23 protein-coding genes and 1 rRNA gene are annotated in these 24,315 nt (G+C 54.2%); 8 read left to right on the plus strand and 16 right to left on the minus strand.

The features are described 5' to 3' along the window. Positions 1 to 5 precede the first annotated feature (5 nt). The 9 genes from recO to rpoE form a co-directional block, all read right to left on the minus strand. Positions 6 to 743: a DNA repair protein RecO gene (gene recO / locus BJF97_RS21690; protein ID WP_004853269.1), complete on the minus strand. Its 738-nt coding sequence runs from the start codon at positions 741 to 743 to the stop codon at positions 6 to 8. 198 nt (positions 744 to 941) lie between these two features. Next, positions 942 to 1,847 (minus strand): GTPase Era, encoded by a 906-nt coding sequence (gene era / locus BJF97_RS21695; RefSeq protein WP_004104571.1) that lies wholly within the window; start codon positions 1,845 to 1,847, stop codon positions 942 to 944. Continuing rightward, positions 1,844 to 2,524, minus strand: a complete 681-nt coding sequence (rnc, locus tag BJF97_RS21700; protein WP_004104573.1) for a ribonuclease III — start codon at positions 2,522 to 2,524, stop codon at positions 1,844 to 1,846. Before rnc ends, era begins: the two co-directional genes overlap by 4 nt. A gap of 226 nt (positions 2,525 to 2,750) precedes the next feature. Continuing rightward, positions 2,751 to 3,725, minus strand: a complete 975-nt coding sequence (lepB, locus tag BJF97_RS21705) for a signal peptidase I (RefSeq protein ID WP_014230401.1) — start codon at positions 3,723 to 3,725, stop codon at positions 2,751 to 2,753. Between the two features lie 15 nt (positions 3,726 to 3,740). Beyond that, the gene (lepA, locus tag BJF97_RS21710; protein ID WP_004853275.1) at positions 3,741 to 5,540 is read right to left on the minus strand and encodes a translation elongation factor 4; all 1,800 of its coding nucleotides are present in this window, start codon (positions 5,538 to 5,540) and stop codon (positions 3,741 to 3,743) included. A 185-nt stretch (positions 5,541 to 5,725) separates the two neighbouring features. Then, positions 5,726 to 6,205, minus strand: coding sequence for a SoxR-reducing system protein RseC (gene rseC, locus BJF97_RS21715; protein ID WP_014230402.1), 480 nt, complete (start codon positions 6,203 to 6,205; stop codon positions 5,726 to 5,728). Further along, a complete protein-coding gene (gene rseB, locus BJF97_RS21720) occupies positions 6,202 to 7,158 on the minus strand; it encodes a sigma-E factor regulatory protein RseB (RefSeq protein ID WP_004853278.1) in 957 nt (318 codons plus the stop codon). Before rseB ends, rseC begins: the two co-directional genes overlap by 4 nt. Continuing rightward, the gene (rseA, locus tag BJF97_RS21725) at positions 7,158 to 7,808 is read right to left on the minus strand and encodes an anti-sigma-E factor RseA (RefSeq protein ID WP_004853279.1); all 651 of its coding nucleotides are present in this window, start codon (positions 7,806 to 7,808) and stop codon (positions 7,158 to 7,160) included. Before rseA ends, rseB begins: the two co-directional genes overlap by 1 nt. A gap of 32 nt (positions 7,809 to 7,840) precedes the next feature. Continuing rightward, on the minus strand, positions 7,841 to 8,416 hold the full coding sequence (rpoE, locus tag BJF97_RS21730; RefSeq protein ID WP_004104583.1) for an RNA polymerase sigma factor RpoE: 576 nt from the start codon (positions 8,414 to 8,416) through the stop codon (positions 7,841 to 7,843). Positions 8,417 to 8,840: 424 nt separating this feature from the next. On the opposite strand from rpoE, the gene nadB reads away from it, so the two are divergent. Beyond that, positions 8,841 to 10,460, plus strand: coding sequence for an L-aspartate oxidase (gene nadB, locus BJF97_RS21735; RefSeq protein ID WP_032693323.1), 1,620 nt, complete (start codon positions 8,841 to 8,843; stop codon positions 10,458 to 10,460). Here the strand turns inward: nadB and trmN are convergent. After that, positions 10,445 to 11,185, minus strand: a complete 741-nt coding sequence (gene trmN, locus BJF97_RS21740; protein ID WP_032693322.1) for a tRNA(1)(Val) (adenine(37)-N(6))-methyltransferase TrmN — start codon at positions 11,183 to 11,185, stop codon at positions 10,445 to 10,447. The genes nadB and trmN overlap by 16 nt on opposite strands. A gap of 132 nt (positions 11,186 to 11,317) precedes the next feature. On the opposite strand from trmN, the gene srmB reads away from it, so the two are divergent. Continuing rightward, positions 11,318 to 12,649, plus strand: a complete 1,332-nt coding sequence (gene srmB / locus BJF97_RS21745; RefSeq protein ID WP_004853282.1) for an ATP-dependent RNA helicase SrmB — start codon at positions 11,318 to 11,320, stop codon at positions 12,647 to 12,649. Between the two features lie 45 nt (positions 12,650 to 12,694). Here the strand turns inward: srmB and grcA are convergent, their stop codons facing one another. Continuing rightward, complete coding sequence (gene grcA, locus BJF97_RS21750; protein ID WP_004104596.1) at positions 12,695 to 13,078, minus strand: autonomous glycyl radical cofactor GrcA; 384 nt, start codon at positions 13,076 to 13,078, stop codon at positions 12,695 to 12,697. A 311-nt stretch (positions 13,079 to 13,389) separates the two neighbouring features. Here grcA and ung point away from each other — a divergent pair, with 311 nt between their 5' ends. Then, positions 13,390 to 14,079 (plus strand): uracil-DNA glycosylase, encoded by a 690-nt coding sequence (ung, locus tag BJF97_RS21755; protein ID WP_014230405.1) that lies wholly within the window; start codon positions 13,390 to 13,392, stop codon positions 14,077 to 14,079. An 83-nt stretch (positions 14,080 to 14,162) separates the two neighbouring features. On the opposite strand, the gene tnpA is transcribed toward ung, so the two are convergent. Next, positions 14,163 to 14,597, minus strand: coding sequence for an IS200/IS605 family transposase (gene tnpA, locus BJF97_RS21760; RefSeq protein WP_014228411.1), 435 nt, complete (start codon positions 14,595 to 14,597; stop codon positions 14,163 to 14,165). Positions 14,598 to 14,764: 167 nt separating this feature from the next. After that, positions 14,765 to 15,838, minus strand: a complete 1,074-nt coding sequence (locus BJF97_RS21765) for a tRNA/rRNA methyltransferase (protein ID WP_004123719.1) — start codon at positions 15,836 to 15,838, stop codon at positions 14,765 to 14,767. A 203-nt stretch (positions 15,839 to 16,041) separates the two neighbouring features. Here BJF97_RS21765 and trxC point away from each other — a divergent pair, with 203 nt between their 5' ends. The 5 genes from trxC to BJF97_RS21790 all read left to right on the plus strand — a co-directional run bounded on the left by trxC (position 16,042) and on the right by BJF97_RS21790 (position 21,764). Further along, entirely contained in the window at positions 16,042 to 16,467 is a 426-nt protein-coding gene (gene trxC / locus BJF97_RS21770; protein WP_004104599.1) for a thioredoxin TrxC, read from the plus strand. A 69-nt stretch (positions 16,468 to 16,536) separates the two neighbouring features. Next, complete coding sequence (locus BJF97_RS21775; protein WP_032694272.1) at positions 16,537 to 17,235, plus strand: tRNA-uridine aminocarboxypropyltransferase; 699 nt, start codon at positions 16,537 to 16,539, stop codon at positions 17,233 to 17,235. Positions 17,236 to 17,270: 35 nt separating this feature from the next. After that, positions 17,271 to 19,949 carry a bifunctional acetate--CoA ligase family protein/GNAT family N-acetyltransferase gene (locus BJF97_RS21780; protein ID WP_014839229.1) on the plus strand — a complete coding sequence of 893 codons (2,679 nt, stop codon included), beginning with the start codon at positions 17,271 to 17,273 and terminating at the stop codon, positions 19,947 to 19,949. A gap of 93 nt (positions 19,950 to 20,042) precedes the next feature. Continuing rightward, positions 20,043 to 21,398 (plus strand): CDP-diacylglycerol--serine O-phosphatidyltransferase, encoded by a 1,356-nt coding sequence (gene pssA / locus BJF97_RS21785; protein ID WP_014230410.1) that lies wholly within the window; start codon positions 20,043 to 20,045, stop codon positions 21,396 to 21,398. Between the two features lie 39 nt (positions 21,399 to 21,437). Further along, the gene (locus BJF97_RS21790) at positions 21,438 to 21,764 is read left to right on the plus strand and encodes a YfiM family lipoprotein (protein ID WP_014839230.1); all 327 of its coding nucleotides are present in this window, start codon (positions 21,438 to 21,440) and stop codon (positions 21,762 to 21,764) included. A 2-nt stretch (positions 21,765 to 21,766) separates the two neighbouring features. Here the strand turns inward: BJF97_RS21790 and BJF97_RS21795 are convergent, their stop codons facing one another. The 3 genes from BJF97_RS21795 to rrf all read right to left on the minus strand — a co-directional run bounded on the left by BJF97_RS21795 (position 21,767) and on the right by rrf (position 24,171). Further along, the gene (locus BJF97_RS21795; protein WP_004853296.1) at positions 21,767 to 23,065 is read right to left on the minus strand and encodes an MFS transporter; all 1,299 of its coding nucleotides are present in this window, start codon (positions 23,063 to 23,065) and stop codon (positions 21,767 to 21,769) included. Between the two features lie 273 nt (positions 23,066 to 23,338). After that, positions 23,339 to 23,794, minus strand: a complete 456-nt coding sequence (locus tag BJF97_RS21800; RefSeq protein WP_032694273.1) for a DUF4385 domain-containing protein — start codon at positions 23,792 to 23,794, stop codon at positions 23,339 to 23,341. 261 nt (positions 23,795 to 24,055) lie between these two features. Next, positions 24,056 to 24,171 (minus strand): 5S ribosomal RNA (gene rrf, locus BJF97_RS21805). Between the last annotated feature and the right edge of the window lie 144 nt (positions 24,172 to 24,315).

Here is a 24,315-nt window from a genome sequence, read left to right on the forward strand (position 1 = left end):
CCTCGTTAATCGTTATTTGTTTTATCGGCTCGCGCTGCCCGCGCGGGCAAAAACTGACGAAAAAGCTCGCGACTTTTTAGCGGCTTCCCGCCCAGATAGGGCTTCAGGGCGATACGGGTGAAACGCTTTGCCGCGCGCAGCGCATCGCTGTCCGGAAATTCACGGCTCGCCAGCGCCTTAAGATGGTGCCCGGTAAAGGTGTTGTTATCAATAACCACGCTGGCGATAAAGCCTTTTTCTTCACGGTAGCGATAGGTCATTGCGTCGTCAACCGCTTCTCCGCTGCCGGCGCAGTGCAGGAAATCCACGCCATATCCCAGATGCCCCAGCAGCGCCAGTTCAAAACGCCGTAGCGCCGGTTCCGGCGAGCCGCTTGCGCCAGCCAGAGACTGGATACAGTGCAAATAATCGAAGAAGAGTTCGGAAAAGCGCGTTTCGTGCTCAAGCACGCGAGAGAGAAGTTCGTTGACGTAAAGGCCGCTGTAGAGCGTGATGCCGCTGAGAGGGAGCGCCAGCGAGACGGCTTCCGCGCTGCGCAGCGTTTTGACTTCGCCGCGCCCGCCAAAGCGAAGCAGTAAGGGAGTAAAAGGCTGAAGCGCGCCTTTGAGGTTCGAACGTTTGGAACGTGCGCCTTTAGCCACAAGGCGCACGCGGCCGGATTCTTCCGTGAAGACGTCCAGCATCAGGCTGGTTTCGCTCCAGGGACGGCTATGCAGTACGAAAGCGCGTTGCCAGCCTTCCATCATACTCGTCGTCTTTCAAGCCGCAGGTGCGTTGGCTGCGCCCACTCACCCCAGTCACTTACTGAAGTAAGCTTCCGGGGACTCGCGGTCTTGCCGCGTGACTCAGCCTCTGGCCTCGCTCCTTCGCAGCCAGCGCAAGCGCTGTTCAAAACACTTTGTGTTTTGTCCTGCACCTCGAAAGCCATAGAGTATCCAAACTTAGAGATCGTCGCCGTAACCGAGACTGCGCAGCGCGCGTTCGTCATCAGCCCAGCCGGACTTCACTTTCACCCACAGCTCGAGGTGAACCGGCGCTTCAAACATATCCTGCATGTCTTTACGCGCTTCGATACCGATGGTTTTGATTTTGGCCCCTTTGTTGCCAATCACCATCTTCTTCTGCCCTTCACGCTCAACCAGAATCAGACCGTTGATATCGTAGCCGCCGCGCTCGTTGGTTACAAAACGTTCGATTTCCACGGTAACGGAATACGGCAGTTCAGCGCCGAGGAAACGCATCAGCTTTTCACGAATGATCTCGGAAGCCATAAAGCGCTGAGAGCGGTCGGTGATGTAATCTTCCGGGAAGTGATGAATCGCTTCCGGCAGATGCTTACGCACGATACCGGCGATGGTATCAACGTTCAGCCCCGTTTCCGCGGAAATCGGCACGATATCAAGGAAGTTCATCTGGCTGCCAAGGAACTGCAGGTGCGGCAGAAGATCGGCTTTTTCCTGTACGTTATCGACTTTGTTGACCGCCAGAATCACCGGCGCTTTACCATCGCGCAGCTTGTTGAGCACCATCTCGTCGTCCGGCGTCCAGCGGGTACCTTCAACGACGAAAATAACCAGCTCTACGTCGCCAATGGAGCTGCTTGCCGCTTTGTTCATCAGACGGTTAATCGCGCGTTTTTCTTCCATATGCAGGCCCGGGGTATCGACGTAGATCGCCTGATACGGGCCTTCAGTATGAATACCAACGATGCGGTGACGCGTCGTCTGCGCTTTTCGGGAAGTGATCGAGATCTTCTGCCCGAGCAGCTTGTTCAGCAATGTGGATTTGCCCACGTTTGGACGACCAACGATGGCAATAAATCCGCAGTAGTTCTTTTCTTCGCTCATTCCAGCTCCAGCTTTTTCAGCGCCTGTTCGGCGGCAGCCTGCTCCGCCTTGCGACGGCTAGAACCCGTGCCAACCACCGGTTCACTCAGGCCGCTAACCTGGCAGTGGATAGTAAATTCCTGATCGTGCGCTTCACCGCGAACCTGTACCACCAGGTAAGACGGCAGCGGCAGATGGCGCCCCTGCAGATACTCCTGCAAGCGCGTCTTCGGATCTTTTTGCTTGTCACCCGGGCTGATTTCATCCAGACGACTCTGGTACCAGGAGAGAATAAGGCGCTCAACGTTCTGAATATCGCTGTCGAGGAAAATCCCGCCGATTAACGCTTCAACGGTGTCCGCCAGTATAGATTCACGGCGAAAGCCCCCGCTTTTCAGTTCACCCGGCCCAAGACGCAGACATTCACCTAATTCGAACTCGCGGGCGATTTCTGCCAGCGTGTTGCCTCGTACCAGGGTCGCGCGCATGCGGCTCATATCGCCTTCGTCTACCCGAGGGAAACGATGATAGAGCGCGTTCGCGATCACAAAGCTCAATATTGAGTCGCCTAAAAATTCCAGGCGCTCATTGTGTTTGCTGCTGGCACTGCGGTGAGTTAATGCCTGTTGCAACAGCTCCTGATGATGAAAAGTGTAGCCCAGCTTCCGTTGAAGCCGATTAATTACGATGGGGTTCATGCGTTACCAATAGATGAATGCGTCAAAAATGCAGCACACGAAACCGACCTGAGTAAAAACCAACGCGGTTTCGTGTGCTGTGTCAATCTTACGAGAGACAACCTAAAACTTCGGGGGGATATTCTATACGCAACGACAAGGGATGTCGTTAGTTTGAATAGATTTAAATTTTAAATAATTCACGCTGCCGTTATTGCGTCGGCAGCGTGAATAAAGCAGGAAAGATTTACTGGATACCACCGATACGCGATAAACGTACGCCGGTAGGCCATTCGCCTTCCTGTTTTTCGAAACTCATCCAGATTGCGGTTGCTTTACCCACCAGATTCGCTTCCGGCACAAAGCCCCAATAACGGCTATCGGCGCTGTTATCGCGGTTGTCACCCATCATAAAATACTGCCCCGGCGGGACAATCCAGGTCGCCAGCGGCAGACCGGACTGATGGTAATACATCCCCACCTGGTCCTGAGCAATCGGTACGGTCAATATACGGTGCGTCACTTCGCCCAGCGTCTCTTTACGTTCGGCCAGACGGATGCCATCGGCTTTCGTCTCGCCTTTCGGCAGTTGCCAGAAACCGCTGGTCGCTTCGCCGCCGTTGCTGCGGGAGAAGGTCTGTACGAAATCGCTCGGCTCAACGTTGGAGTAAGTGACCGGCAGCGCGTTGCCGCAGGCCTGGCCAGAACTACAGCCCGGCTGGATAGTGACCTGCTTGGCAATCGGATCGTAAGTCACTTTATCACCCGGTAAACCGACCGCACGCTTGATATAATCCAGGCGCGGATCTTGCGGATATTTAAAGACGACAATATCGCCGCGCTTCGGATGTCCGGTTTCGATCAGCGTCTTCTGGTAAATCGGATCTTTAATGCCGTAGGCAAACTTCTCAACCAGAATAAAATCGCCGATCAGCAGCGTCGGCATCATCGAGCCGGAGGGGATCTGGAAGGGCTCATAAATGAATGAGCGAACCACCAGCACAATCGCCAGTACCGGGAAGATTGACGCGCCGGTTTCCAGCCAGCCCGGTTTCGGGCCGACCTTTTTCAGCGTTTTCTTGTCCAACTGGTCGCCGGTCGCCGCCTGCGCAGCGGCCTGACTTTCGCGACGTTTTGGCGCAAAGATAAACTTATCCAGGCACCACAACAGACCCGTCACCACAGTAGCGATGACCAGGATCAGGGCAAACATGTTCGCCATGCCAACTCCTTAGGGTTATTTGCCGTCTTTACCAACGTGCAGAATGGCGAGGAACGCTTCCTGCGGAAGCTCAACGTTACCGACCTGCTTCATGCGTTTCTTACCGTCTTTCTGCTTCTGCAGCAGCTTTTTCTTACGGCTGACGTCGCCGCCATAGCATTTCGCCAGGACGTTTTTACGCAGCTGTTTGACGGTAGAGCGGGCAATAATATGGTTGCCGATGGCAGCCTGGATAGCGATATCGAACTGCTGACGCGGGATCAGCTCTTTCATCTTCTCTACCAGTTCGCGGCCACGGTATGGCGCATTGTCGTTATGCGTGATCAGCGCCAGCGCATCCACACGCTCGCCGTTAATCAACACATCCACACGCACCATGTTGGAAGCCTGGAAGCGCTTGAAGTTGTAGTCCAGCGACGCATAGCCGCGGGAGGTAGACTTCAGTCGGTCGAAGAAGTCGAGCACCACTTCCGCCATCGGGATTTCATAGGTCAGCGCAACCTGATTGCCGTGGTAGACCATGTTGGTCTGTACGCCGCGTTTTTCGATACACAGGGTGATGACGTTGCCCAAAAACTCCTGCGGCAGCAGCATGTGACACTCCGCGATTGGCTCGCGCAGCTCCTGAATATTGTTCAGCGGCGGCAGCTTCGACGGGCTGTCGACGTAGATAACCTCTTTCGAGGTGGTTTCGACTTCATAGACTACCGTCGGCGCCGTGGTGATCAGATCCAGATCGTATTCACGCTCCAGGCGCTCCTGGATGATCTCCATATGCAGAAGACCCAGGAAGCCGCAGCGGAAACCGAAGCCCAGCGCCGTAGAGCTTTCCGGCTCATAGAACAGAGAAGCATCGTTGAGGCTCAGTTTGCCCAGCGCGTCGCGGAAGTTTTCATAATCATCGGAGCTGACCGGGAACAGGCCGGCATAGACCTGCGGTTTCACCTTTTTAAAGCCGGGCAGCGCTTTATCTGCCGGGTTGCGCGCAAGCGTCAGCGTATCGCCGACCGGCGCGCCAAGGATGTCTTTAATGGCGCAAACCAGCCAGCCTACCTCGCCGCATTTCAGCTCGGTACGGTCCACCTGCTTCGGCGTGAAGATGCCCAGGCGATCGGCGTTATACACCTGCCCGGTACTCATCACCTTAATTTTATCGCCTTTGCGCATGGTGCCGTTTTTGATACGCACCAGAGAAACGACGCCGAGGTAGTTATCAAACCAGGAGTCGATAATCAGAGCCTGCAGCGGCGCTTCCGGATCGCCTTCCGGCGGCGGAATATCGCGCACCAGGCGCTCCAGCACGTCCGGTACGCCAACGCCGGTCTTCGCTGAACAGCGCACCGCATCGGTGGCATCAATACCAACGATGTCTTCAATCTCTTCCGCTACCCGTTCCGGATCGGCTGCGGGCAGGTCGATTTTGTTCAGGACCGGTACGACTTCAAGGTCCATTTCCATCGCCGTATAGCAGTTAGCCAGCGTCTGGGCTTCGACGCCCTGGCCGGCATCAACCACCAGCAAAGCGCCTTCACAGGCGGCAAGCGAACGAGAAACTTCATAAGAGAAGTCGACGTGGCCGGGGGTGTCGATAAAGTTCAGCTGATAGGTTTCGCCATCAGTCGCTTTGTAATCCAGGGTGACGCTCTGCGCCTTGATAGTGATACCGCGCTCACGTTCAAGATCCATGGAGTCCAGAACCTGGGCTGCCATTTCACGATCGGAAAGGCCACCGCAAATCTGGATAATACGGTCAGACAATGTCGACTTACCGTGGTCGATGTGAGCGATGATTGAAAAGTTACGTATATTCTTCATATTTAGAGTTAATTATGCCTTACGCGAATCATGAGGCCGCTGTTCTGTGCCTGACGTTTTTTAATCCGAAAACGCCGCATTCTACACTACATCCACGAAACCAGGAAATGCTCTTACCGCTAGCATAACCGGAGTAAATGATGAGTTCCTGCGGGAGTTGTAAATAAAGATAAGGGCCAGTGAAATCACTGACCCAGCTGGGAGGAAGGCGTCTCAATGCGGACTAAATCTGGCGGTAAACCGACGCTGATAATAACCGGCTGCCACGACTGCCGGGAGGCTAAGCCAGGCGAAAGACCGCGAGCGACCAGAAACCCGCCAACGCCGCCCAAAATTGCCCCGCAAAGCGAGGCAAAGTCGTTGGCAAACAGCACCTGGAATATCGATGCCATCACGAACAAACCGACTAACGGCGCCATATAAACCAATACCGCCGACCCGAGCAGGCTGCTTTCGGCAATGCCCAGTTCGACTTTTTGCCCGGCCGACAGCGGCTGTTCGCAGGGGACGCTAAGGGTATGGCTGGTTTGCGGCCCAAGCTTATTCAGCACCCGGCTTCCGCAACCGGCGCGAGAAGCACAGCTGCTGCAGGAGGCTTTCACATCGCAGTGCACCAGCGCAACGCCATTTTGCCAGGAAACGACCGTCGCCCACTCTTTAATCATTGTACTGCCCTGAATTTAATACTATCGGAAATACGCTTCGCCGTTTGCGGCGGCAGCTCGCCAACGATGGTTATCTCTGCGTTATCACGCACGGTAGTCGCCACGGTACGACGGCCGGTACGCAGCAGCTGATCGCTGCTATTTGCCGTGGCGCGATTGATATTGACAGAGAAACTAAACAGCCCATCGGAATACAAACGGGACTCTACCGGGCCATCGAAAGTGGGCAGACGACGCTGGCTGCTGGAGACTTCGGCCACGCCCTGCGGCAGCCAGGTCGGCGCCCAGTTAAAGTTGGCCTTATTGCCCCCTTCCGGCACCGACAGCTGCGGAGGCAGGTTAGCCTTAGACAGGGTTTCCATACTGGCGCTAACGTTATCGCCAACGTTGAACGAGACGACGCGGAACTGCTCAAGCGTTTCGCCGTCGCGGTCAAGCAGATCGACGCGCAGAGGCAGCTTAGTTTCAGCATCTAACCATGCGATATAGCTATAGCGGGTGCCATCGCGAGCCACGACGCGCACAACATCGCATAAACGATCGGCAATACGCGTCCGCCCCACGGAAATGAAGTCGTAATAGGATGACAGACGTTTAAAGTCGGAGTAGACCAATGAAGGCAGCGAATCAACGATATAGTCGCCGTTCAGGGTGAAAGGATCGAGTCCGGGCTCAAAATAGCTGATTTCCGTTCCGCGCAGCACCACCTCCCGACGCGGCCCGTCAAGCTGGAGCAGCTGTGCCAGGGTGCGATTGTTTAGTTTAGCGTGTCGATAACGCAGCGACTCAACACCCTGCTTGTTGATGCTGACGAAAGAAAGCTCGTAATTAAGGGACTGGCTGGCCAGGTTCATCTGCTGCAACAACGCCCCGGACGATGTATCAGCCGAGGCGTTGACGGAGAAGAACAGGCTGCCTGCCATGAGCGACATGGCACACCAAAGTTGCTTCATTACTGCGATTGTGTTCCTAAAGTTTGATAGCCCGGCACCTGAACAGCGGCTTGCTGAGTCTGGGCCTGGCCAAACTGAAGCTGTTCCGCATGCAGGCGACGCTGCAATTCATAGTCCTGCAGCATAGCATTAATTCTGCGGCGCTGTTCCTGCACCTGAGCCTGCTGACCGCTACCTGCCGAAGCATCCGCCGGCACGCCCAGGCTGACCGGGCTGGCCTTACCCATCATCGGCATGGTGTTAAACACCGGCGCCTCTGGCTGCTGGGATGAATCAGACTGGCCATTATACTGCTGAACGCCGACAATCACAGCAAGGGATACGCACGCGGCAACGCCCATCTGGGTAAGCGAGCTGGCCCACGGGCGTACTTTTTGCCAGAAAGGCATCTGACGCCACTGGTGCGGTGCGGGCTGAGATTCAGGAATTAGAGGAACCGTCTGACGAACGGGCTCGTTTTCAATGGCGGCCATGACGCGAGCTGAGATATCAAAATGGAGCACCTCACTCGTATCGCCTCGCAGCGTATCGCGGATGAGATGGTAGCTCTCCCAGGTTTTTTGCATTTCAGATGAACGCTCCAGCTCGTTGAGCAGTTCGTTATCCAGCGTTTCACCATCCATTAAGGCCGAAAGTTTTTCTTTCTGCATGCCTGATACCCTTTTCCAGTATTCCGCTATCGTCAACGCCTGATTAGCGGTTGAACTTTATTATCAATAGCTTCTCGCGCCCGGAAGATGCGCGAACGCACTGTACCCACCGGACAATCCATGATGGCGGCTATTTCTTCATAGCTCATGCCATCCAGCTCCCGCAAGGTAATTGCCATGCGTAAATCTTCCGGAAGCGATTCAATGGTACGAAAAACTATTTGTCTCAGCTCTTCTGACAACATTAAGTTCTCAGGGTTCGAAATTTCTTTCAATGCCCCGCCACTTTCGAAGTTTTCAGCATCATTCGCATCAACATCGCTGGATGGCGGACGGCGTCCCTGAGCAACCAGATAATTCTTCGCCGTGTTTACGGCGATGCGATATAACCAGGTGTAAAAAGCGCTATCCCCCCGGAAAGAATCCAGCGCACGCCATGCTTTAACGAACGATTCCTGAACAACGTCAGCGATATCGCCCGGCGGCACGTAGCGGGAGACCAGACTTGCAACCTTATGCTGATAGCGCACCACCAGCAGGTTAAATGCTTTCTGATCTCCTTTCTGGACCCGTTCAACGAGGACCTGATCCGTTAACTGCTCGCTCATCCGAGGTAATGTCTCCCCAAACCCAATTCCCATGCGTATTCAAAAACACCACCCAATTACTGCATCAAGTGAGCAAGCAGAGGGTTGGAGTGTCTGAAAACAATAAAGTTCCGTTACGCCTTTGTTTTTCGTCCGGCACCGGCTGACGGATTGTTATCTCTCATTATATGTCCCGGTCGCTAAACGATATGTAAGATAATAAGAAAAAGCGCAAGACCCGCCAGAAGGGTAACGTAACCCGGCTTTTATTTCACTATAAAATCTGAAGCTCACGAGCCGCTTCGCAAAACCTTTTTTCCATTTACAGCCCGCCTCATTACGCCGTTATGTTTAGTCCTCACAACGCTGAGTAAAAAAAATGTACGATTTCTCGCTGGCTGGTGCTATTGTTCGCTTATTGTGTTTAGTAAATTAAACAAAGGCCATGAAAACAACTTCCGATTCCTCCTGTGATGTGCTGATTATTGGCAGCGGCGCTGCCGGATTATCCCTTGCCTTACGCCTGGCGGAACGCTGCGCGGTCACGGTTCTCAGCAAAGGCCCTATCAGTGAAGGTTCTACTTTCTACGCTCAGGGCGGTATTGCCGCCGTATTTGATGAAACCGATAGCGTTGACTCGCACATCGAGGATACGTTGATAGCCGGAGCGGGTCTTTGCGATCGCCATGCGGTCTCATTCGTGGCGAGCAACGCCAAACCCTGCGTTCAGTGGCTAATCGATCAGGGCGTGCTGTTTGATACTCAGGTTCAGGCGAACGGCGAAGAGAGCTACCATCTGACCCGCGAGGGAGGTCACAGCCACCGCAGAATTCTCCACGCCGCCGATGCGACCGGTAAAGCCGTTGAGACTACCCTGGTGAGCCAGGCGCTGGCCCACCCAAATATCCGCATACTGGAACGCAGTAACGCCGTTGACCTTATTATCTCCGATAAAATCGGCCTGCCCGGCACGCGCCGGGTGGTGGGTGCGTGGATCTGGAATCGTAATAAAGAAGCGGTTGAAACCTGTAGCGCAAAGGCCGTGGTGCTGGCTACCGGCGGCGCGGCTAAAGTTTATCAATATACGACGAATCCTGATGTCTCTTCCGGCGATGGTATCGCGATGGCCTGGCGTGCCGGCTGCCGGGTCGCCAACCTCGAATTTAATCAGTTCCACCCAACCGCGCTGTACCATCCGCAAGCGCGCAACTTCCTGCTGACGGAAGCGCTGCGCGGCGAGGGCGCGCTGTTGAAACGCCCTGACGGCACGCGGTTTATGCCGGACTTTGACGAGCGCGGCGAGCTGGCTCCGCGCGATATCGTCGCCAGAGCCATCGATCATGAGATGAAGCGCCTTGGCGCTGACTGCATGTATCTGGATATCAGCCATAAACCGGCAGAATTTATTCGCCACCACTTCCCGATGATCTACGAGAAGCTGCTGGGGCTGGGCATCGATCTGACAAAAGAAGCGGTGCCCGTGGTTCCTGCCGCGCACTACACCTGCGGCGGCGTCATGGTTGACGATCACGGGCGCACCGACGTCGACGGGCTGTATGCCATCGGCGAAGTAAGCTATACCGGATTACACGGCGCTAACCGGATGGCATCAAACTCATTGCTTGAGTGCCTCGTCTACGGGTGGTCCGCCGCCGAAGATATCGTTAAGCGTCTGCCGTTCGCGCAGGCGGTCAATGAACTGCCATCATGGGACGAAAGCCAGGTTGAAATACCTGATGAACTGGTCGTGATTCAGCACAACTGGCATGAGCTGCGCTTGCTGATGTGGGATTATGTCGGCATCGTGCGCACCACCCGCCGTCTTGAGCGCGCCCTGCGCCGCATTACTATGCTGCAGCAGGAGCTGGACGAATACTACGCCCGCTTCCGCGTCTCCAATAATTTACTGGAGCTGCGAAACCTGGTGCAGGTTGCCGAGCTGATTGTGCGCTGCGCCATGCTGCGTAAAGAGAGCCGCGGGCTTCACTATACGCTGGACTATCCTGACCAGTTGCCGGAGAGCGGGCCGTCGGTGCTCTCGCCGCTGGCTCACATAAAAAGATAAAAGTCCTGGGTCAGAGCGGTAAATCCTTCGGAATACTGCTGCTCTGGCCCACGGATGACCAATCTGTCGCTAAAGCACTCCTCCCCCGCCGTCGGCGAAAAAGCCAACAGAACCCGATGCGGCGGGCGCACTTCCGTTTCCGCCACGTCGGTACGCAGACGCAGATGCCAGCCCATATTCTGCGCCCGCTGCACAAAGGCGTTACCAATGTCGACCGGAAGCACGACGCAGAAAACCCCCTCCTCCGTAATAAGCTCGGCGGCGCAGGTTAATAATGTTGCGTGATCGAGGGAGGAGGTATAGCGAGCCTGCTCGCGCTGCGAGGTGGCGCAAGGTACACCTTCAGCGAAAAAAGGCGGATTGCTGACAATCAGCTCATAGCGCCGGGTTTGCTGCGGCTGCCATTGCTGAATATCCGCCTGATGAATCTGCAGGCGCTCGGCCCAGGGAGAATCCGCGGCGTTTTCTCGCGCCTGTTCTGCCGCTTCTTCATCCAGCTCCACGGCATCCACGATGACCGCCTCGCCGGTTCGCTGCGCGAGCATCAGCGCTAACAGACCGCTGCCCGCGCCGATATCCAGCACGCGCTTAACCTGAGCGATGGGGGCCCATGCGCCGAGTAAAATGCCGTCGGTACCCACTTTCATCGCACAGCGATCGTGGGCGACAAAAAACTGCTTAAACGTAAAACCATTGCGCGGCAGCGCGAACTTCGACTGGGACATCCTCGATAACCTTGCGGGCAAAAAACTCCTGAGCTTAAGGCTATGCACAATACCGGAGAACAGATAGCCTTACAAACAGATGAACATTGCGTCCGTAACGTCTATAATCGGCGGTCCACTCAGAGGTAGATCATGACTGTAACGACTTTTTCCGAACTTGAACTCGACGAAAACCTGCTGGACGCCCTCCAGGATAAAGGTTTCACACGCCCGACAGCCATTCAGGCCGCCGCTATTCCGCCTGCGCTTGATGGCCGTGATATTCTCGGTTCAGCCCCGACCGGCACCGGTAAAACGGCGGCGTATCTCCTGCCAGCGTTGCAGCATCTGCTCGATTTTCCGCGCAAGAAGTCTGGTCCGCCGCGCATTCTTATCCTGACCCCCACGCGCGAACTGGCGATGCAGGTTGCCGACCATGCGCGTGAGCTGGCAAAACATACTCATCTGGATATCGCCACGATCACCGGCGGTGTCGCCTATATGAACCATGCCGAAGTGTTCAGCGAGAACCAGGACATCGTGGTCGCCACGACCGGTCGCCTGCTGCAATATATTAAAGAAGAAAACTTTGATTGCCGCGCCGTTGAAACGCTGATCCTTGATGAAGCGGACCGCATGCTGGACATGGGCTTCGCGCAGGATATCGAACACATTGCCGGTGAAACCCGCTGGCGTAAACAGACCATGCTGTTCTCCGCCACCCTCGAAGGTGACGCCATTAAAGATTTTGCTGAGCGTCTGCTGGAAGAACCGGTGGAAGTCTCTGCGACCCCCTCCACCCGCGAGCGTAAAAAGATTCACCAGTGGTATTACCGCGCCGATGACGTCAAGCATAAGACCGCTCTGCTGGTCCATCTGCTAAAGCAGCCGGAAGCGACGCGTTCTATCGTCTTCGTCCGTAAGCGCGAGCGCGTGCATGAGCTGGCGGGCTGGCTGCGTGAAGCGGGTATCAACACCTGCTGGCTGGAAGGCGAGATGGTGCAGGCAAAACGTAATGAAGCGATTAGCCGTCTGACCGATGGCCGTATTAACGTGTTAATCGCCACCGACGTTGCCGCGCGCGGGATCGACATCGCGGACGTCAGTCACGTTTTCAACTTCGACTTGCCGCGCACGGCCGACATCTATCTGCACCGTATCGGTCGTACCGGACGCGCGGGTAAAAAGGGAACGGCCATCTCTCTGGTCGAAGCCCACGACCATCTGCTGCTGGGTAAAATTGGCCGCTATATTGAAGAGCCGTTAAAAGCCCGCGTCATCGATGAACTGCGCCCGACCACTCGCGCACCCAGCGAGAAGCAAACCGGTAAACCTTCCAAGAAGGTTTTAGCCAAGCGTGCAGAGAAGAAAGAGAAAGAAAAAGAGAAACCGCGCGTGAAAAAACGCCATCGCGATACCAAAAACATTGGTAAGCGTCGTAAACCAAGCGCAGCGGATGCTCCGCAGAAGTCAAACGAAGAGTAAAAAAAACGCCGGGATATCCCGGCGTTTTCACATTAAAACGGAATCTTACAGGCTTTCAGTAAAAGTACGGGCGATAACGTCGCGCTGCTGTTCCGGAGTCAGAGAGTTAAAGCGTACCGCATAGCCAGACACGCGAATGGTCAGCTGCGGGTATTTTTCCGGATGTTCAACCGCGTCCAGCAGAGTTTCGCGACGCAGCACGTTAACGTTCAGGTGCTGACCGCCTTCAACGCGGACTTCAGGCTTCACGTCTACCGGGATTTCACGGTATTCGATTTCACCCAGATTGCTCACTGCAACCACGTCATCTTCAGCAAAACCGGCTTTCGCGCACAGGCAGCGGGCTTCGCCTTTTTCGCTATCAAGCAGCCAGAAAGAGTTCAGCAGGTCGTCGTTTGCAGCTTTAGTAATTTGGATACCAGTAATCATTTTATGCCTCCCAGGCAGGGTTTGTTCGATTATTGGCCTTCGCGGCCAATTGGTAAAACCATTGTTCTATGAGTGTATATATATCAGCCGTACCCCCGGCATTCTTTGATTTAAATCAACAAAAACCACATCACAAAAGTGGTCATAGGCGGATATTATTGTTTTACATCAAGTTACGCCATGCCACCCACCAAATAAATTTGTAAGTTTTCAATTTTTTTTGCATAAAGAACGTCAATCGCGTGGGGCAAATTTTGTGATGTTGAAAGATGCAGTTAAGCTATGGCAATGACACTTTGCAGGAGAGCAAAATGACCGCCCCATTAACCTGGCATGACGTGCTGGCAGAAGAGAAGCAGCAACCCTATTTTGTTAATACCCTGAAAACCGTTGCTGACGAGCGGCAATCGGGAATCACCATCTATCCCCCGCAAAAAGATGTCTTTAACGCGTTTCGTTATACTGAGCTAAGCGACGTTAAAGTGGTGATTCTCGGCCAGGATCCTTACCACGGACCCGGGCAGGCGCACGGCCTCGCCTTCTCGGTTCTACCGGGCATTCAGATCCCGCCATCGCTGCTGAATATGTACAAAGAACTGGAAGGGACGATACCAGGCTTTCAGCGCCCGACTCACGGTTATCTCGAAAGCTGGGCGCGCCAGGGCGTGTTGCTGCTCAATACCGTATTAACGGTACGTGCCGGACAAGCGCACTCTCACGCCAGCCTCGGTTGGGAAACCTTTACCGATAAAGTCATTTCGCTGATTAACCAGCATCGGGAAGGCGTCGTCTTTCTGCTGTGGGGTTCGCATGCGCAGAAGAAAGGCGCGATAATCGATCGCCAGCGCCACTGCGTGCTCAAAGCGCCGCATCCGTCGCCGCTCTCCGCCCACCGCGGGTTCTTTGGCAGTAATCATTTCGTGCAGGCGAATCAGTGGCTGACCGAACGCGGCGAAGCGCCCATTGACTGGCTGCCCAGGCTACCGGCTGAAAGCGAATAGCTCTGAAAGTAAAAGACCACCTTCTGAGAAGGTGGCTTTTGAGAATGCCCCCTGTAAGGGGGGCTATTGTCACCTTCCGCTGATTACTCTAGCAATTCCATCTGCTGTTCATACGTTTGTTCCGTTTTCTCCTGATGCCTCACATATCGTCTGATAATTTCTTCATTCACTCCCACCGTATCGACAAAGTAGCCTCGCGACCAAAAATGATTCCCCCATAGCTTCTTCCTGATATGTGGAAAACGGTTATAAAGCCTGATGGCACTGCGTCCTTTTAGATGGCCCATCAGAGTTGATATCGAGATCTTTGGTGGAATGATGACGACCAGATGTACATGATCGGGCTGAACATTTAGCTCCAGAACCTCACAATCCTTTATTCCACAGAGGATATAGATCGTCCTGTACAGCTCCTTACCCAGCTTATCTTTCAGGATCCTGAATCGGTACTTGGGTGTCCAGACTATGTGGTATTTGCAACGCCAATATACATGTGATGAACTCCTGTAAAGTCCCATGTCGGTTTGTCTCCTTTTACTTGTGGTGAGTAAGCAGAGATATTCCGACATGGGCATTCTTCAGGCTATAGCCTTACAGGAGCAATCACCACCTCCCTAGGAGGTGGTTTAGGGATGACAATAAAAATGCCAGCATTACGCTGGCATTTTGACTCTGAGACAGGGTGTTACGCCTTGTTCTGCCGCCACCATTCAGCCAGCAGCACGCCGGTTGCTACGGACACGTTCAGGCTTTCAACGTTGCCGGTGCCTTCAATCGCGATGTTCAGATCGGCGCTGGAGATAGCGGCGTCAGAAAGACCGTCACTCTCCTGCCCTAACACCAGCACCATTTTCTTCGGCAGCTCGGCTTTGAACAGCGGAGTCCCGTTATGGCTGGAAGTAGAAACAATCGCGTAGCCCGCTTTACGGAAGCGCTCGAGCGTATCGATGAAGCTGTCGCCCGTAATCGGCTCAACGTGCTCCGCGCCGCCTTCCGCAGTACGAATCGCGGCGCCGGACTCCATAACGCCGGCATCCTGCACAATCACGCCTTTGACGCCAAAGTGCGCGCAGCTGCGCATAATCGCGCCGAGGTTGTGCGGGTTGCCGACATCTTCCAGCGCCAGAACACAATCTTCAGCGTCGGCTTTAGCCACCCACTGCTCAACGGAAGTGCCGTGGCGCTTTTTAATCAGGAAGCAAACCCCGCCGTGGTGTTCAGTGCCGGACGCTTTCGCCAGCTCTGCTTCATCGACCACGTGATAGGCTTTACGATTCGCCGCCATCCAGCGCAGAGCTTCTTTGAAGCGCGGGGTCACGCTCTGGATAAACCAGGCGCGAACGATGGCGTCCGGACGGCTCTGGAAGAGCGCCTGGCAGGCGTTTTCACCATAAACGCGGGTTTCTTCCGCGCGCTGGCGGCGCAGCACTTCAGGATCGATAAAGCTTTTTCCGCTGATCCCGCCGTGATCCGCTTTTACCGGCGCCTCATCGCCCGGCGCGCGGGATACGGTACGCCACGGAGAGGAGCCCTCGCCGCCAAAGCCTTCACGCTTGCGATCGTCACGTTTACGATCGCCACCGCGGCTCTCTTTTTCATCGCGCGCAGGGCGGTTACGACCGTCAACACGAGACTTTCCTGGACGTCCCCCGCCCTTCCCGGTACGCGGGTTATGGGTACGTCGGTCAGAATCATCATCACTGCGGACATACATCACTTTGACCTTGCCGCTTTTATTTTTCAGTTCGTCGTCGCTCATTCATTTTCTCCACCTGCGCTGCGCGAAGCGCGCAGATTACCCGATGTGCCATCACTTAGCCATTATTTCATTTAAAAGCCTGAGTCTATCGTATTCATTGAATAAAACTCATTGTCCTTTATTCGCAGTGCATCGATAATATGTAACATTACAGAAACAAATCGGCCACGTGCCGCGCTGCAACCCATAACCAGAGGTTAGTTATGAATACCGTTTGTGCCAGTTGTCAGGCTCTGAACCGCATCCCCGACGATCGTAGCGCCGATGGCGCGAAATGCGGGCGCTGCGGTCACGATCTTTTTGATGGCGATGTGATCAACGCGACCGGGGCAACGCTGGATAAACTGCTGAAGGACGATCTGCCCGTGGTTGTTGATTTCTGGGCGCCGTGGTGTGGCCCCTGCCGTAACTTTGCGCCAATCTTTGAAGATGTGGCTGAAGAACGCAGCGGCGAAATGCGTTTCGTGAAAGTGAATACCGAGATGGAGCGTGAACTGAGCGCTCGCTTCCGCATTCGCAGCATCCCGACCATTATGATGTTTAAAAATGGCGAAGTTATCGACATGCTCAATGGTGCCGTACCTAAAGCACCTTTCGATAGCTGGCTAAACGAAGCAGGCCAGCAGTAAACCTCACGGGGCACCGCTTGTGCCCCGTTTTCTCCTCTGCGACAATGGCGTTTTTTCTTAGCGATCCCCATGACTGATAACGCCGTCCTTCGCCTTCGCGCCGAACGCCTCGCGCGCGCCACCCGGCCTTTTCTTGCTCGCGGCAACCGTATCCACCGCTGCCAGCGTTGCTTGCTGCCGTTGAAGCAGTGCCTCTGCGCCACCCTCAAGCCGGCTGCTGCCGCCAGCCGTTTTTGCCTGGTGATGTTCGATACCGAGCCAATGAAGCCCAGCAATACCGGTCGCCTGATTGCCGATATACTGCCGGATACGGAGGCCTTTCAGTGGTCACGAACCGAACCGCCGCAGGCGCTTCTCGATCTCGTCGCCGACGCGCAATATCAGCCGATGGTGGTTTTTCCTGCCTCTTATGCTGGCCCGGAGCGTCAGGTACTTGATTCACCGCCCCCGGGTAAACCACCGCTGTTTATTATGCTCGACGGCACCTGGCCCGAAGCGCGAAAAATGTTCCGTAAAAGCCCCTGGCTTGACGCGCTGCCGATGATTTCCGTCGATCTGTCGCGTATCTCCACTTATCACCTGCGGGAAGCTCACGCAGAAGGCCAATACTGTACTGCCGAAGTCGCGATTGCGCTGTTGGATCTCGCGGGGGATAAAAGCGCAGCCACGGCCCTTGGCGGGCACTTCAGCTTATTCAGAACGCGCTACCTGGCAGGAAAAACTCAGCATAAGGGCAGTATCACAGCACAACTGACAGAAAACGTTTAAAATCATCCGGTCACTGGGGATCAAAGGAGACCGGTATGAGCCAACGAGGCCTGGAAGCATTGCTGCGGCCAAAGTCGATCGCCGTTATTGGCGCATCAATGAAACCACAGCGCGCCGGTTATCTGATGATGCGCAACCTGCTGGCGGGCGGATTTAGCGGCCCCGTTCTCCCCGTAACGCCAGCGTGGAAAGCGGTTCAGGGCGTACTGGCCTGGCCTGACGTCGACAGTCTGCCCTTCACGCCCGATCTCGCCGTGCTTTGTACTAACGCCCGCCGAAATCTTGAGCTGCTGGAAGCGCTGGGGCAAAAAGGGTGCAAAACCTGCATCATTCTCTCCTCCATCCCCGAACAGTATCCCGCGCTGCTTGAATGCGCCTCCCGCTACCAGATGCGGCTGCTTGGCCCTAACAGCCTTGGCCTGCTTGCGCCGTGGCAGGGCCTCAACGCCAGCTTTTCGCCGGTGCCTATTCATCGCGGCAAACTGGCGTTTATTTCGCAATCGGCGGCGGTCTCCAATACCATCCTCGACTGGGCCCAGCAGCGTGAGATGGGGTTTTCTTACTTTATTGCGCTGGGGGATAGTCTGGACATCGACGTTGATGACCTGCTTGATTTCCTCGCTCGCGATAGTAAAACCAGCGCCATTTTGCTTTATCTCGAACACCTCAGCGATGCCCGTCGTTTTGTCTCAGCGGCCCGTAGCGCATCGCGTAATAAGCCGATCCTGGTGATTAAAAGCGGACGCAGTCCGGCTGCGCAGAAGCTTCTGCACGTCAACTCTGGCATGGATCCGGCCTGGGACGCCGCTATTCAGCGCGCAGGTTTATTGCGCGTACAGGACACGCACGAGCTGTTCTCAGCGGTCGAAACCCTCAGCCACATGCGCCCGCTGCGCGGCGAGAAACTGATGATAATCAGCAACGGCGCCGCTCCGGCTGCGCTGGCGCTGGATGAGCTCTGGCTGCGTAACGGCAAACTCGCCGCGCTCAGCGAAGAGACCAGCAGCGCTCTTCGTCAGGCATTACCTGAAACCATCGATATTGCCAACCCGCTGGATCTACGCGATGACGCCAGCAGCGAGCATTACCTCAAAGCGTTGAACGTACTGCTGGATAGCCATGACTACGATGCGCTGCTGGTGATCCACTCTCCCAGCGCTGCCGCACCGGGAACAGAGAGCGCGCTGGCGCTGATTGACGCCCTGAAGCGCCACCCGCGCGGCAAATACGTTACGGTTCTTACCAACTGGTGCGGTGAGTTCTCTTCACAAGAAGCGCGGCGCCTGTTTAGCGATGCGGGGCTGCCGACCTATCGAACGCCTGAAGGAACCATTACCGCTTTTATGCACATGGTGGAGTACCGGCGTAACCAGAAACAGCTCAGGGAAACCCCGGTCCTGTCAAATTCGTTAACCACTAACGCTGCCGAAGCGCACAACCTGCTGCAACGGGCAATGAATGAAGGCGCAACGTCGCTGGATACCCATGAAGTGAGCCCCGTTCTGCATGCTTACGGTATTCATACCCTGCCGACGTGGATTGCCGCTGATAGCGCCGAGGCTGTACATATTGCCGAGCAGATTGGCTACCCCGTCGCTCTGAAGCTGCGCTCGCCTGATATTCCGCACAAGTCGGAAGTTCAGGGGGTTATGCTTTATCTGCGCACGGCTACCGAGGTACAGCAGGCCGCGGACGCGATTATCGATCGCGTCAAAATGACCTGGCCTCAGGCGCGTATTCACGGGCTGCTGGTGCAAAGCATGGCTAATCGCGCCGGGGCGCAGGAGCTGCGGGTTGTCGTTGAGCACGATCCGGTTTTTGGGCCGCTGATCATGCTGGGGGAAGGCGGCGTCGAATGGCGGGCTGAGGATCAGGCCGCCGTCGCGCTCCCGCCGTTGAATATGAACCTTGCGCGCTATCTGGTTATCCAGGCCATCAAAAGTAAAAAAGTGCGCGGCCGCAGCGCGCTGCGCCCTCTCGATATTCCTGGCCTGAGCCAGCTACTGGTACAGGTATCGAATTTGATCGTCGACTGTCCGGAAATACAGCGCCTGGATATTCACCCTCTTCTGGCTTCCGGCCACGAGTTTACCGCGCTTGATGTCACGTTAACTCTCGCACCGTTTACCGGCGATAGTGAAAGTCGCCTGGCCATACGCCCTTACCCTCAGCAGCAGGAGGAGTGGGTGGTGATGAAGAATGGCGAACGCTGTCTTTTCCGTCCCATCCTCCCGGAAGATGAGCCGCAGCTTATGGCCTTTATCGCTCAGGTCACGAAAGAAGATCTTTATTATCGTTACTTCAGCGAAATCAACGAATTTACTCATGATGATTTAGCCAATATGACGCAGATCGACTACGATCGAGAAATGGCCTTTGTTGCTGTGCGCACCACCGCCGAGGGGAACGAGATCCTCGGCGTAACGCGAGCGATCTCCGATCCGGATAATATCGATGCCGAGTTTGCTGTACTGGTGCGCTCCGACCTGAAGGGTATGGGGTTAGGCCGCAAGCTCCTGGAAAAGCTGATTGCCTACACGCAAAACCACGGCCTGCAGCGTTTGAATGGCATTACCATGCCGAATAATAAAGGCATGATCGGACTCGCCAGAAAGCTAGGATTCTCGGTTGATATTCAGCTTGAAGATGGAATTGTCAGTTTGTCTCTACAGCTTGTACCTGAGCAATTACAAACGGCTGGCCGCAATTGTTGACTACTTTAACGGGTAGTAATGGTATTATTGCCCGCTTACGTCGTCTGCATGGTACAGAAGACCCTTCAATAAACAGAGAAGAAACGCACTGTGATGTTGTCAAAATTTAAACGCAATAAACATCAACAACACCTTGCCCAACTCCCTAAGCTTTCTCAGTCAGTTGATGATATCGAGTTCTTTTACGCTCCGGCAGATTTTCGGCAAGCGTTACTGGCCAGGATAGCTCAAGCCACCCAGCGTATTTGTATCATTGCGCTTTATCTGGAACAGGATGATGGCGGCAAAGGAATTTTGCAGGCGCTCTATGACGCTAAGCGTCAGCGTCCCGAATTAGATGTTCAGGTGTTGGTCGACTGGCATCGCGCCCAGCGCGGGCGTATTGGCGTCGCGGCGTCAAACACCAATGCCGACTGGTACTGCCGCATGGCGCAGGAAAATCCCGGTGTCGATATCCCGGTTTATGGCGTTCCGGTCAATACCCGGGAAGCGCTCGGCGTCCTCCACTTCAAAGGTTTTATCATTGATGACAGCGTTCTCTACAGCGGCGCCAGTCTGAATGATGTTTACCTGCATCAACACGATAAGTATCGCTACGACCGCTACCAGTGCATTCGCAACGGTAAAATGGCTGATGTGATGTTCGACTGGGTTGAGAATAACCTGGTGCAAGGGCGTGGCGTTAACCGCCTTGACAGGGCCGATCGGCCAAAAAGTCCGGAAATCAAAAATGACATCCGCCAGTATCGCCAGGAGCTCCGCGATAGCAGCTATCATTTTATCGGCAATGCTGACGATGACCAGCTGTCGGTCACTCCGTTAGTGGGCCTCGGGAAGACGAGTCTGCTGAATAAAACCATTTTTCATTTGATGCCCTGCGCTGAGCATAAGCTGACTATCTGCACCCCCTATTTCAACCTGCCCGCTCTGCTGGTACGTAATATCATCCAGCTGCTGCGTAGCGGGAAGAAAGTCGAAATTATCGTTGGTGATAAAACCGCTAATGATTTCTATATTCCGGAAGATCAGCCGTTTAAAATTATCGGCGCGCTGCCCTATCTTTACGAAATCAATCTGCGACGCTTCCTGAGCCGACTGCAGTATTATGTCAATACCGATCAGCTGATTGTCCGTTTATGGAAGGACGACGATAACAGCTACCACCTGAAAGGCATGTGGGTTGATGACGAATGGATGCTGCTGACCGGCAATAACCTGAACCCGCGCGCATGGCGGCTGGATTTGGAAAACGCGATACTTATCCACGATCCAAAACACCAGCTCGGCGCAATGCGTGAAAAAGAGCTCAATCTCATCCGCAAACATACTACGATCGTTCAGCACTATCGCGATTTGCAAAGTATTGCCGATTACCCGATAAAGGTACGCAAATTGATCAGGCGCCTGCGACGTATTCGAATCGACCGCCTTATCAGCCGTATTCTCTGAATTCACGCCCCGCCCAGCGGGGCTTTTTCTGGAATTAGTATGCGCGTCATCATGCTTATTGCCCCATTATTATTACTGACTGGCTGCAGCCATATGGCTAATGATTCATGGAGCGGCCAGGATAAAGCCCAACACTTCCTCGCCTCAGCCATGCTTTCCGCCGCAGGCAACGAATATGCCCAGCATCAGGGCTATAGCCGCGACCGGAGTGCCGCTATAGGCTTTATGTTTTCCGTGAGCTTAGGGGCATCGAAGGAGCTATGGGACAGCCGCCCGTCAGGGAGCGGCTGGAGCTGGAAAGATTTTGCCTGGGATGTGGCAGGTGCCACTACCGGCTATGCGGTATGGCAGCTGGCACATCAGTAATGCTACAAACGTAGCCCCTTGCCTTTACGATGCAGCGTCAGGGAGACCAGGAAGGCAATCGCGCCCATGACGGTCACGTACCAGTAAAAGGCGTGCTCAATTCCCGCTGATTTTAGCGACAGCGCGACATACTCTGCCGAGCCGCCAAATAGCGCATTGGCCACCGCATAAGAGAGTCCAACCCCCAGGGCACGTACCTGAGCAGGAAACATTTCGGCCTTCAGAATGCCGCTGATTGAGGTATAGAAGCTTACTATCAACAGGGCGCATATCACTAAAGCAAATGCCGCATACGGTGAACTCACGTTCTGTAATGCATTGAGAATCGGGACAGTGAAGACGGTGACGAGTACGCCAAAACAGAGCATTGAGGTCCGGCGGCCAATCTTATCCGAAAGCGCGCCGAAAAGCGGCTGAACAAGCATATAAACAAATAAGGCAGCGGTCATAATCATGCTGGCGGTGCCCGCGCTCATGCCTGCGGTGTTGACCAGATATTTCTGCATATAGGTTGTAAAGGTATAAAAGCTTAACGACCCTGCGGCAGTGAATCCGAGCACCATGATAAATGCCTTACGGTTACGCCATAATCCTTTAAACGATCCCGCTTCTTTTAACGCGCGCGTTTCCTGTTTAGACGTTTCGTCCAGCTGTCGTCTCAGCCACAGGGCAACGATAGCCAGGACTGCGCCAAGCGCAAACGGGATACGCCATCCCCAGGCATGAAGCTCTTCATCGCTGAGGATCTGCTGTAAGGCAACTACAACCAGCACGGCCAGAAGTTGCCCACCAATCAGCGTGACGTATTGAAATGAGGCATAGAAACCTTTCTTTCCTTCCACCGCGACTTCGCTCATATAGGTCGCGCTGGTACCGTATTCTCCGCCAACGGACAGGCCCTGGAACAGGCGTGCAAGTAGCAGCAGAGCCGGTGCCCAGGTCCCTATCGTTGCATAACCCGGCAGGCAGGCAATCACCAGTGAACCAAAACACATCATGCATACGGAGATAAGCATAGAGGTTTTACGTCCACGGCGGTCAGCAATGCGCCCGAATATCCATCCCCCGATCGGACGCATCAGAAAACCCGCCGCAAATACCCCTGCAGTTTGTAACAATTGCGTAGTGGTGTTGCCAGAAGGAAAGAAGATGTGCGCAAAGTAGAGTGAGCAAAATGAATAGACGTAGAAATCAAACCATTCCACCAAATTCCCTGATGACGCCCCCACAATTGCCCATATACGGCGCCGGGTATCCCCCTGATCCTGGGATCCGCGTTCGCTAATACTGCTTTCTGTCATTGTAATTCTGCTCCAGCAAAGACTGCAATCTGCCGCGTCGGGTGACCCCGCCCAATCAGACAAATCGATTAGTAAATCAAATGTTATATAATTGTTATTTTTTAGTTTGTGATGCCATTCACATTTTTTTTCGTACTGCAGGTTTTCGCGATTAAAAGGAGATTCTTCAGGATTAGCTAAGTGAAATATGGTGAATAGCGGGCCAGAACAGGTTTTTATACAGGCGACATTGCGGCACAAATTTATGTGAGGCAGGAAGATCGATGCTTAAAATTATCCCCAATGAGACTGATGTTTCTTTTTTCGCTGGAGATAATCTTCATCCTGACGAAGCTTATCCCACCATTGTTTGAAAACTGCCGCAGCTGCCGCCTTAACAGGATCATTACCTCGCGAATTCAGGTGACCCTCCTTCGCGTATTTTTTACCGCCTTTGTAATTGGCATAACGCCTTGCCCGGGTGTAGCCCATCTGAATAAATTTGCGCGCCATATCCATACCGACAAAATCATTCTGCTGTCGATAAAACTCGAAGAGCTGATAAATTCTCCTGGCAGATTCAATCGCCGATGCTTCATCTTTATAGCGCCAGTAGGGAAGAATTTCGCTTTTATAGGGTTCAACCAACAAAACGCCCTGTTCACCTCTTCCTACCTGATAAAGCTCCGGATGCTGGCGAAAATCGATGCTGGAAAAGTCTTGCTGGTAATTAAAAGGCTTAATGGCCATTATTTTCTCACGGGCTGGCTGATAGACATTATAAGCCTGGTACATAAGACGGAAGTGTGGCTAGTGGAATCTTCTGTATCTTTATACAGAGAGCCCGCATAAACCGGCAGGTTATTATTATGAAGATGTGGATGAAAGCAGGGAGTAAAAGGCAGAAATGACCGCGGAGATGGATTTTATGGGTAAACCGATGTCCGGTCGGTTCAGACGACAAAAACGCAAAAAGCCCATCCGTCAGGATGGGCTCTTCACTTGTTTGATGCCTGGCAGTTCCCTACTCTCACATGGGGAGACCCCACACTACCATCGGCGCTACGGCGTTTCACTTCTGAGTTCGGCATGGGGTCAGGTGGGACCACCGCGCTAGTGCCGCCAGGCAAATTCTGTTGTCAGAAACGAATCTTTTACACCGATGCTGCGTTGGCTGCATTCGTAAAGTCAGTCACATACTACAGTATGCTCCTTCCTTTACTTCATTTGCCGCCTTGCCTCAGCGTAAAATCTTTCGTTCCCGAAAATCT

Source organism: Klebsiella sp. LTGPAF-6F, assembly GCF_001753185.1.
GTDB classification, from domain to species: domain Bacteria; phylum Pseudomonadota; class Gammaproteobacteria; order Enterobacterales; family Enterobacteriaceae; genus Klebsiella; species Klebsiella michiganensis.

Coding starts and splice junctions, on each gene's coding strand:
- trxC (WP_004104599.1), top strand. CDS start 16,042: ATGAATACCGTTTGTGCCAGTTGTCAGGCTCTGAACCGCATCCCCGAC.
- lepB (WP_014230401.1), bottom strand. CDS start 3,725: ATGGCGAACATGTTTGCCCTGATCCTGGTCATCGCTACTGTGGTGACG.
- rpoE (WP_004104583.1), bottom strand. CDS start 8,416: ATGAGCGAGCAGTTAACGGATCAGGTCCTCGTTGAACGGGTCCAGAAA.
- lepA (WP_004853275.1), bottom strand. CDS start 5,540: ATGAAGAATATACGTAACTTTTCAATCATCGCTCACATCGACCACGGT.
- BJF97_RS21795 (WP_004853296.1), bottom strand. CDS start 23,065: ATGACAGAAAGCAGTATTAGCGAACGCGGATCCCAGGATCAGGGGGAT.
- recO (WP_004853269.1), bottom strand. CDS start 743: ATGGAAGGCTGGCAACGCGCTTTCGTACTGCATAGCCGTCCCTGGAGC.
- pssA (WP_014230410.1), top strand. CDS start 20,043: ATGTTGTCAAAATTTAAACGCAATAAACATCAACAACACCTTGCCCAA.
- grcA (WP_004104596.1), bottom strand. CDS start 13,078: ATGATTACTGGTATCCAAATTACTAAAGCTGCAAACGACGACCTGCTG.
- era (WP_004104571.1), bottom strand. CDS start 1,847: ATGAGCGAAGAAAAGAACTACTGCGGATTTATTGCCATCGTTGGTCGT.
- BJF97_RS21775 (WP_032694272.1), top strand. CDS start 16,537: ATGACTGATAACGCCGTCCTTCGCCTTCGCGCCGAACGCCTCGCGCGC.
- rnc (WP_004104573.1), bottom strand. CDS start 2,524: ATGAACCCCATCGTAATTAATCGGCTTCAACGGAAGCTGGGCTACACT.
- ung (WP_014230405.1), top strand. CDS start 13,390: ATGACCGCCCCATTAACCTGGCATGACGTGCTGGCAGAAGAGAAGCAG.
- srmB (WP_004853282.1), top strand. CDS start 11,318: ATGACTGTAACGACTTTTTCCGAACTTGAACTCGACGAAAACCTGCTG.
- rseB (WP_004853278.1), bottom strand. CDS start 7,158: ATGAAGCAACTTTGGTGTGCCATGTCGCTCATGGCAGGCAGCCTGTTC.
- BJF97_RS21800 (WP_032694273.1), bottom strand. CDS start 23,794: ATGGCCATTAAGCCTTTTAATTACCAGCAAGACTTTTCCAGCATCGAT.
- tnpA (WP_014228411.1), bottom strand. CDS start 14,597: ATGGGACTTTACAGGAGTTCATCACATGTATATTGGCGTTGCAAATAC.
- rseA (WP_004853279.1), bottom strand. CDS start 7,808: ATGCAGAAAGAAAAACTTTCGGCCTTAATGGATGGTGAAACGCTGGAT.
- BJF97_RS21780 (WP_014839229.1), top strand. CDS start 17,271: ATGAGCCAACGAGGCCTGGAAGCATTGCTGCGGCCAAAGTCGATCGCC.
- BJF97_RS21790 (WP_014839230.1), top strand. CDS start 21,438: ATGCGCGTCATCATGCTTATTGCCCCATTATTATTACTGACTGGCTGC.
- trmN (WP_032693322.1), bottom strand. CDS start 11,185: ATGTCCCAGTCGAAGTTCGCGCTGCCGCGCAATGGTTTTACGTTTAAG.
- rseC (WP_014230402.1), bottom strand. CDS start 6,205: ATGATTAAAGAGTGGGCGACGGTCGTTTCCTGGCAAAATGGCGTTGCG.
- nadB (WP_032693323.1), top strand. CDS start 8,841: ATGAAAACAACTTCCGATTCCTCCTGTGATGTGCTGATTATTGGCAGC.
- BJF97_RS21765 (WP_004123719.1), bottom strand. CDS start 15,838: ATGAGCGACGACGAACTGAAAAATAAAAGCGGCAAGGTCAAAGTGATG.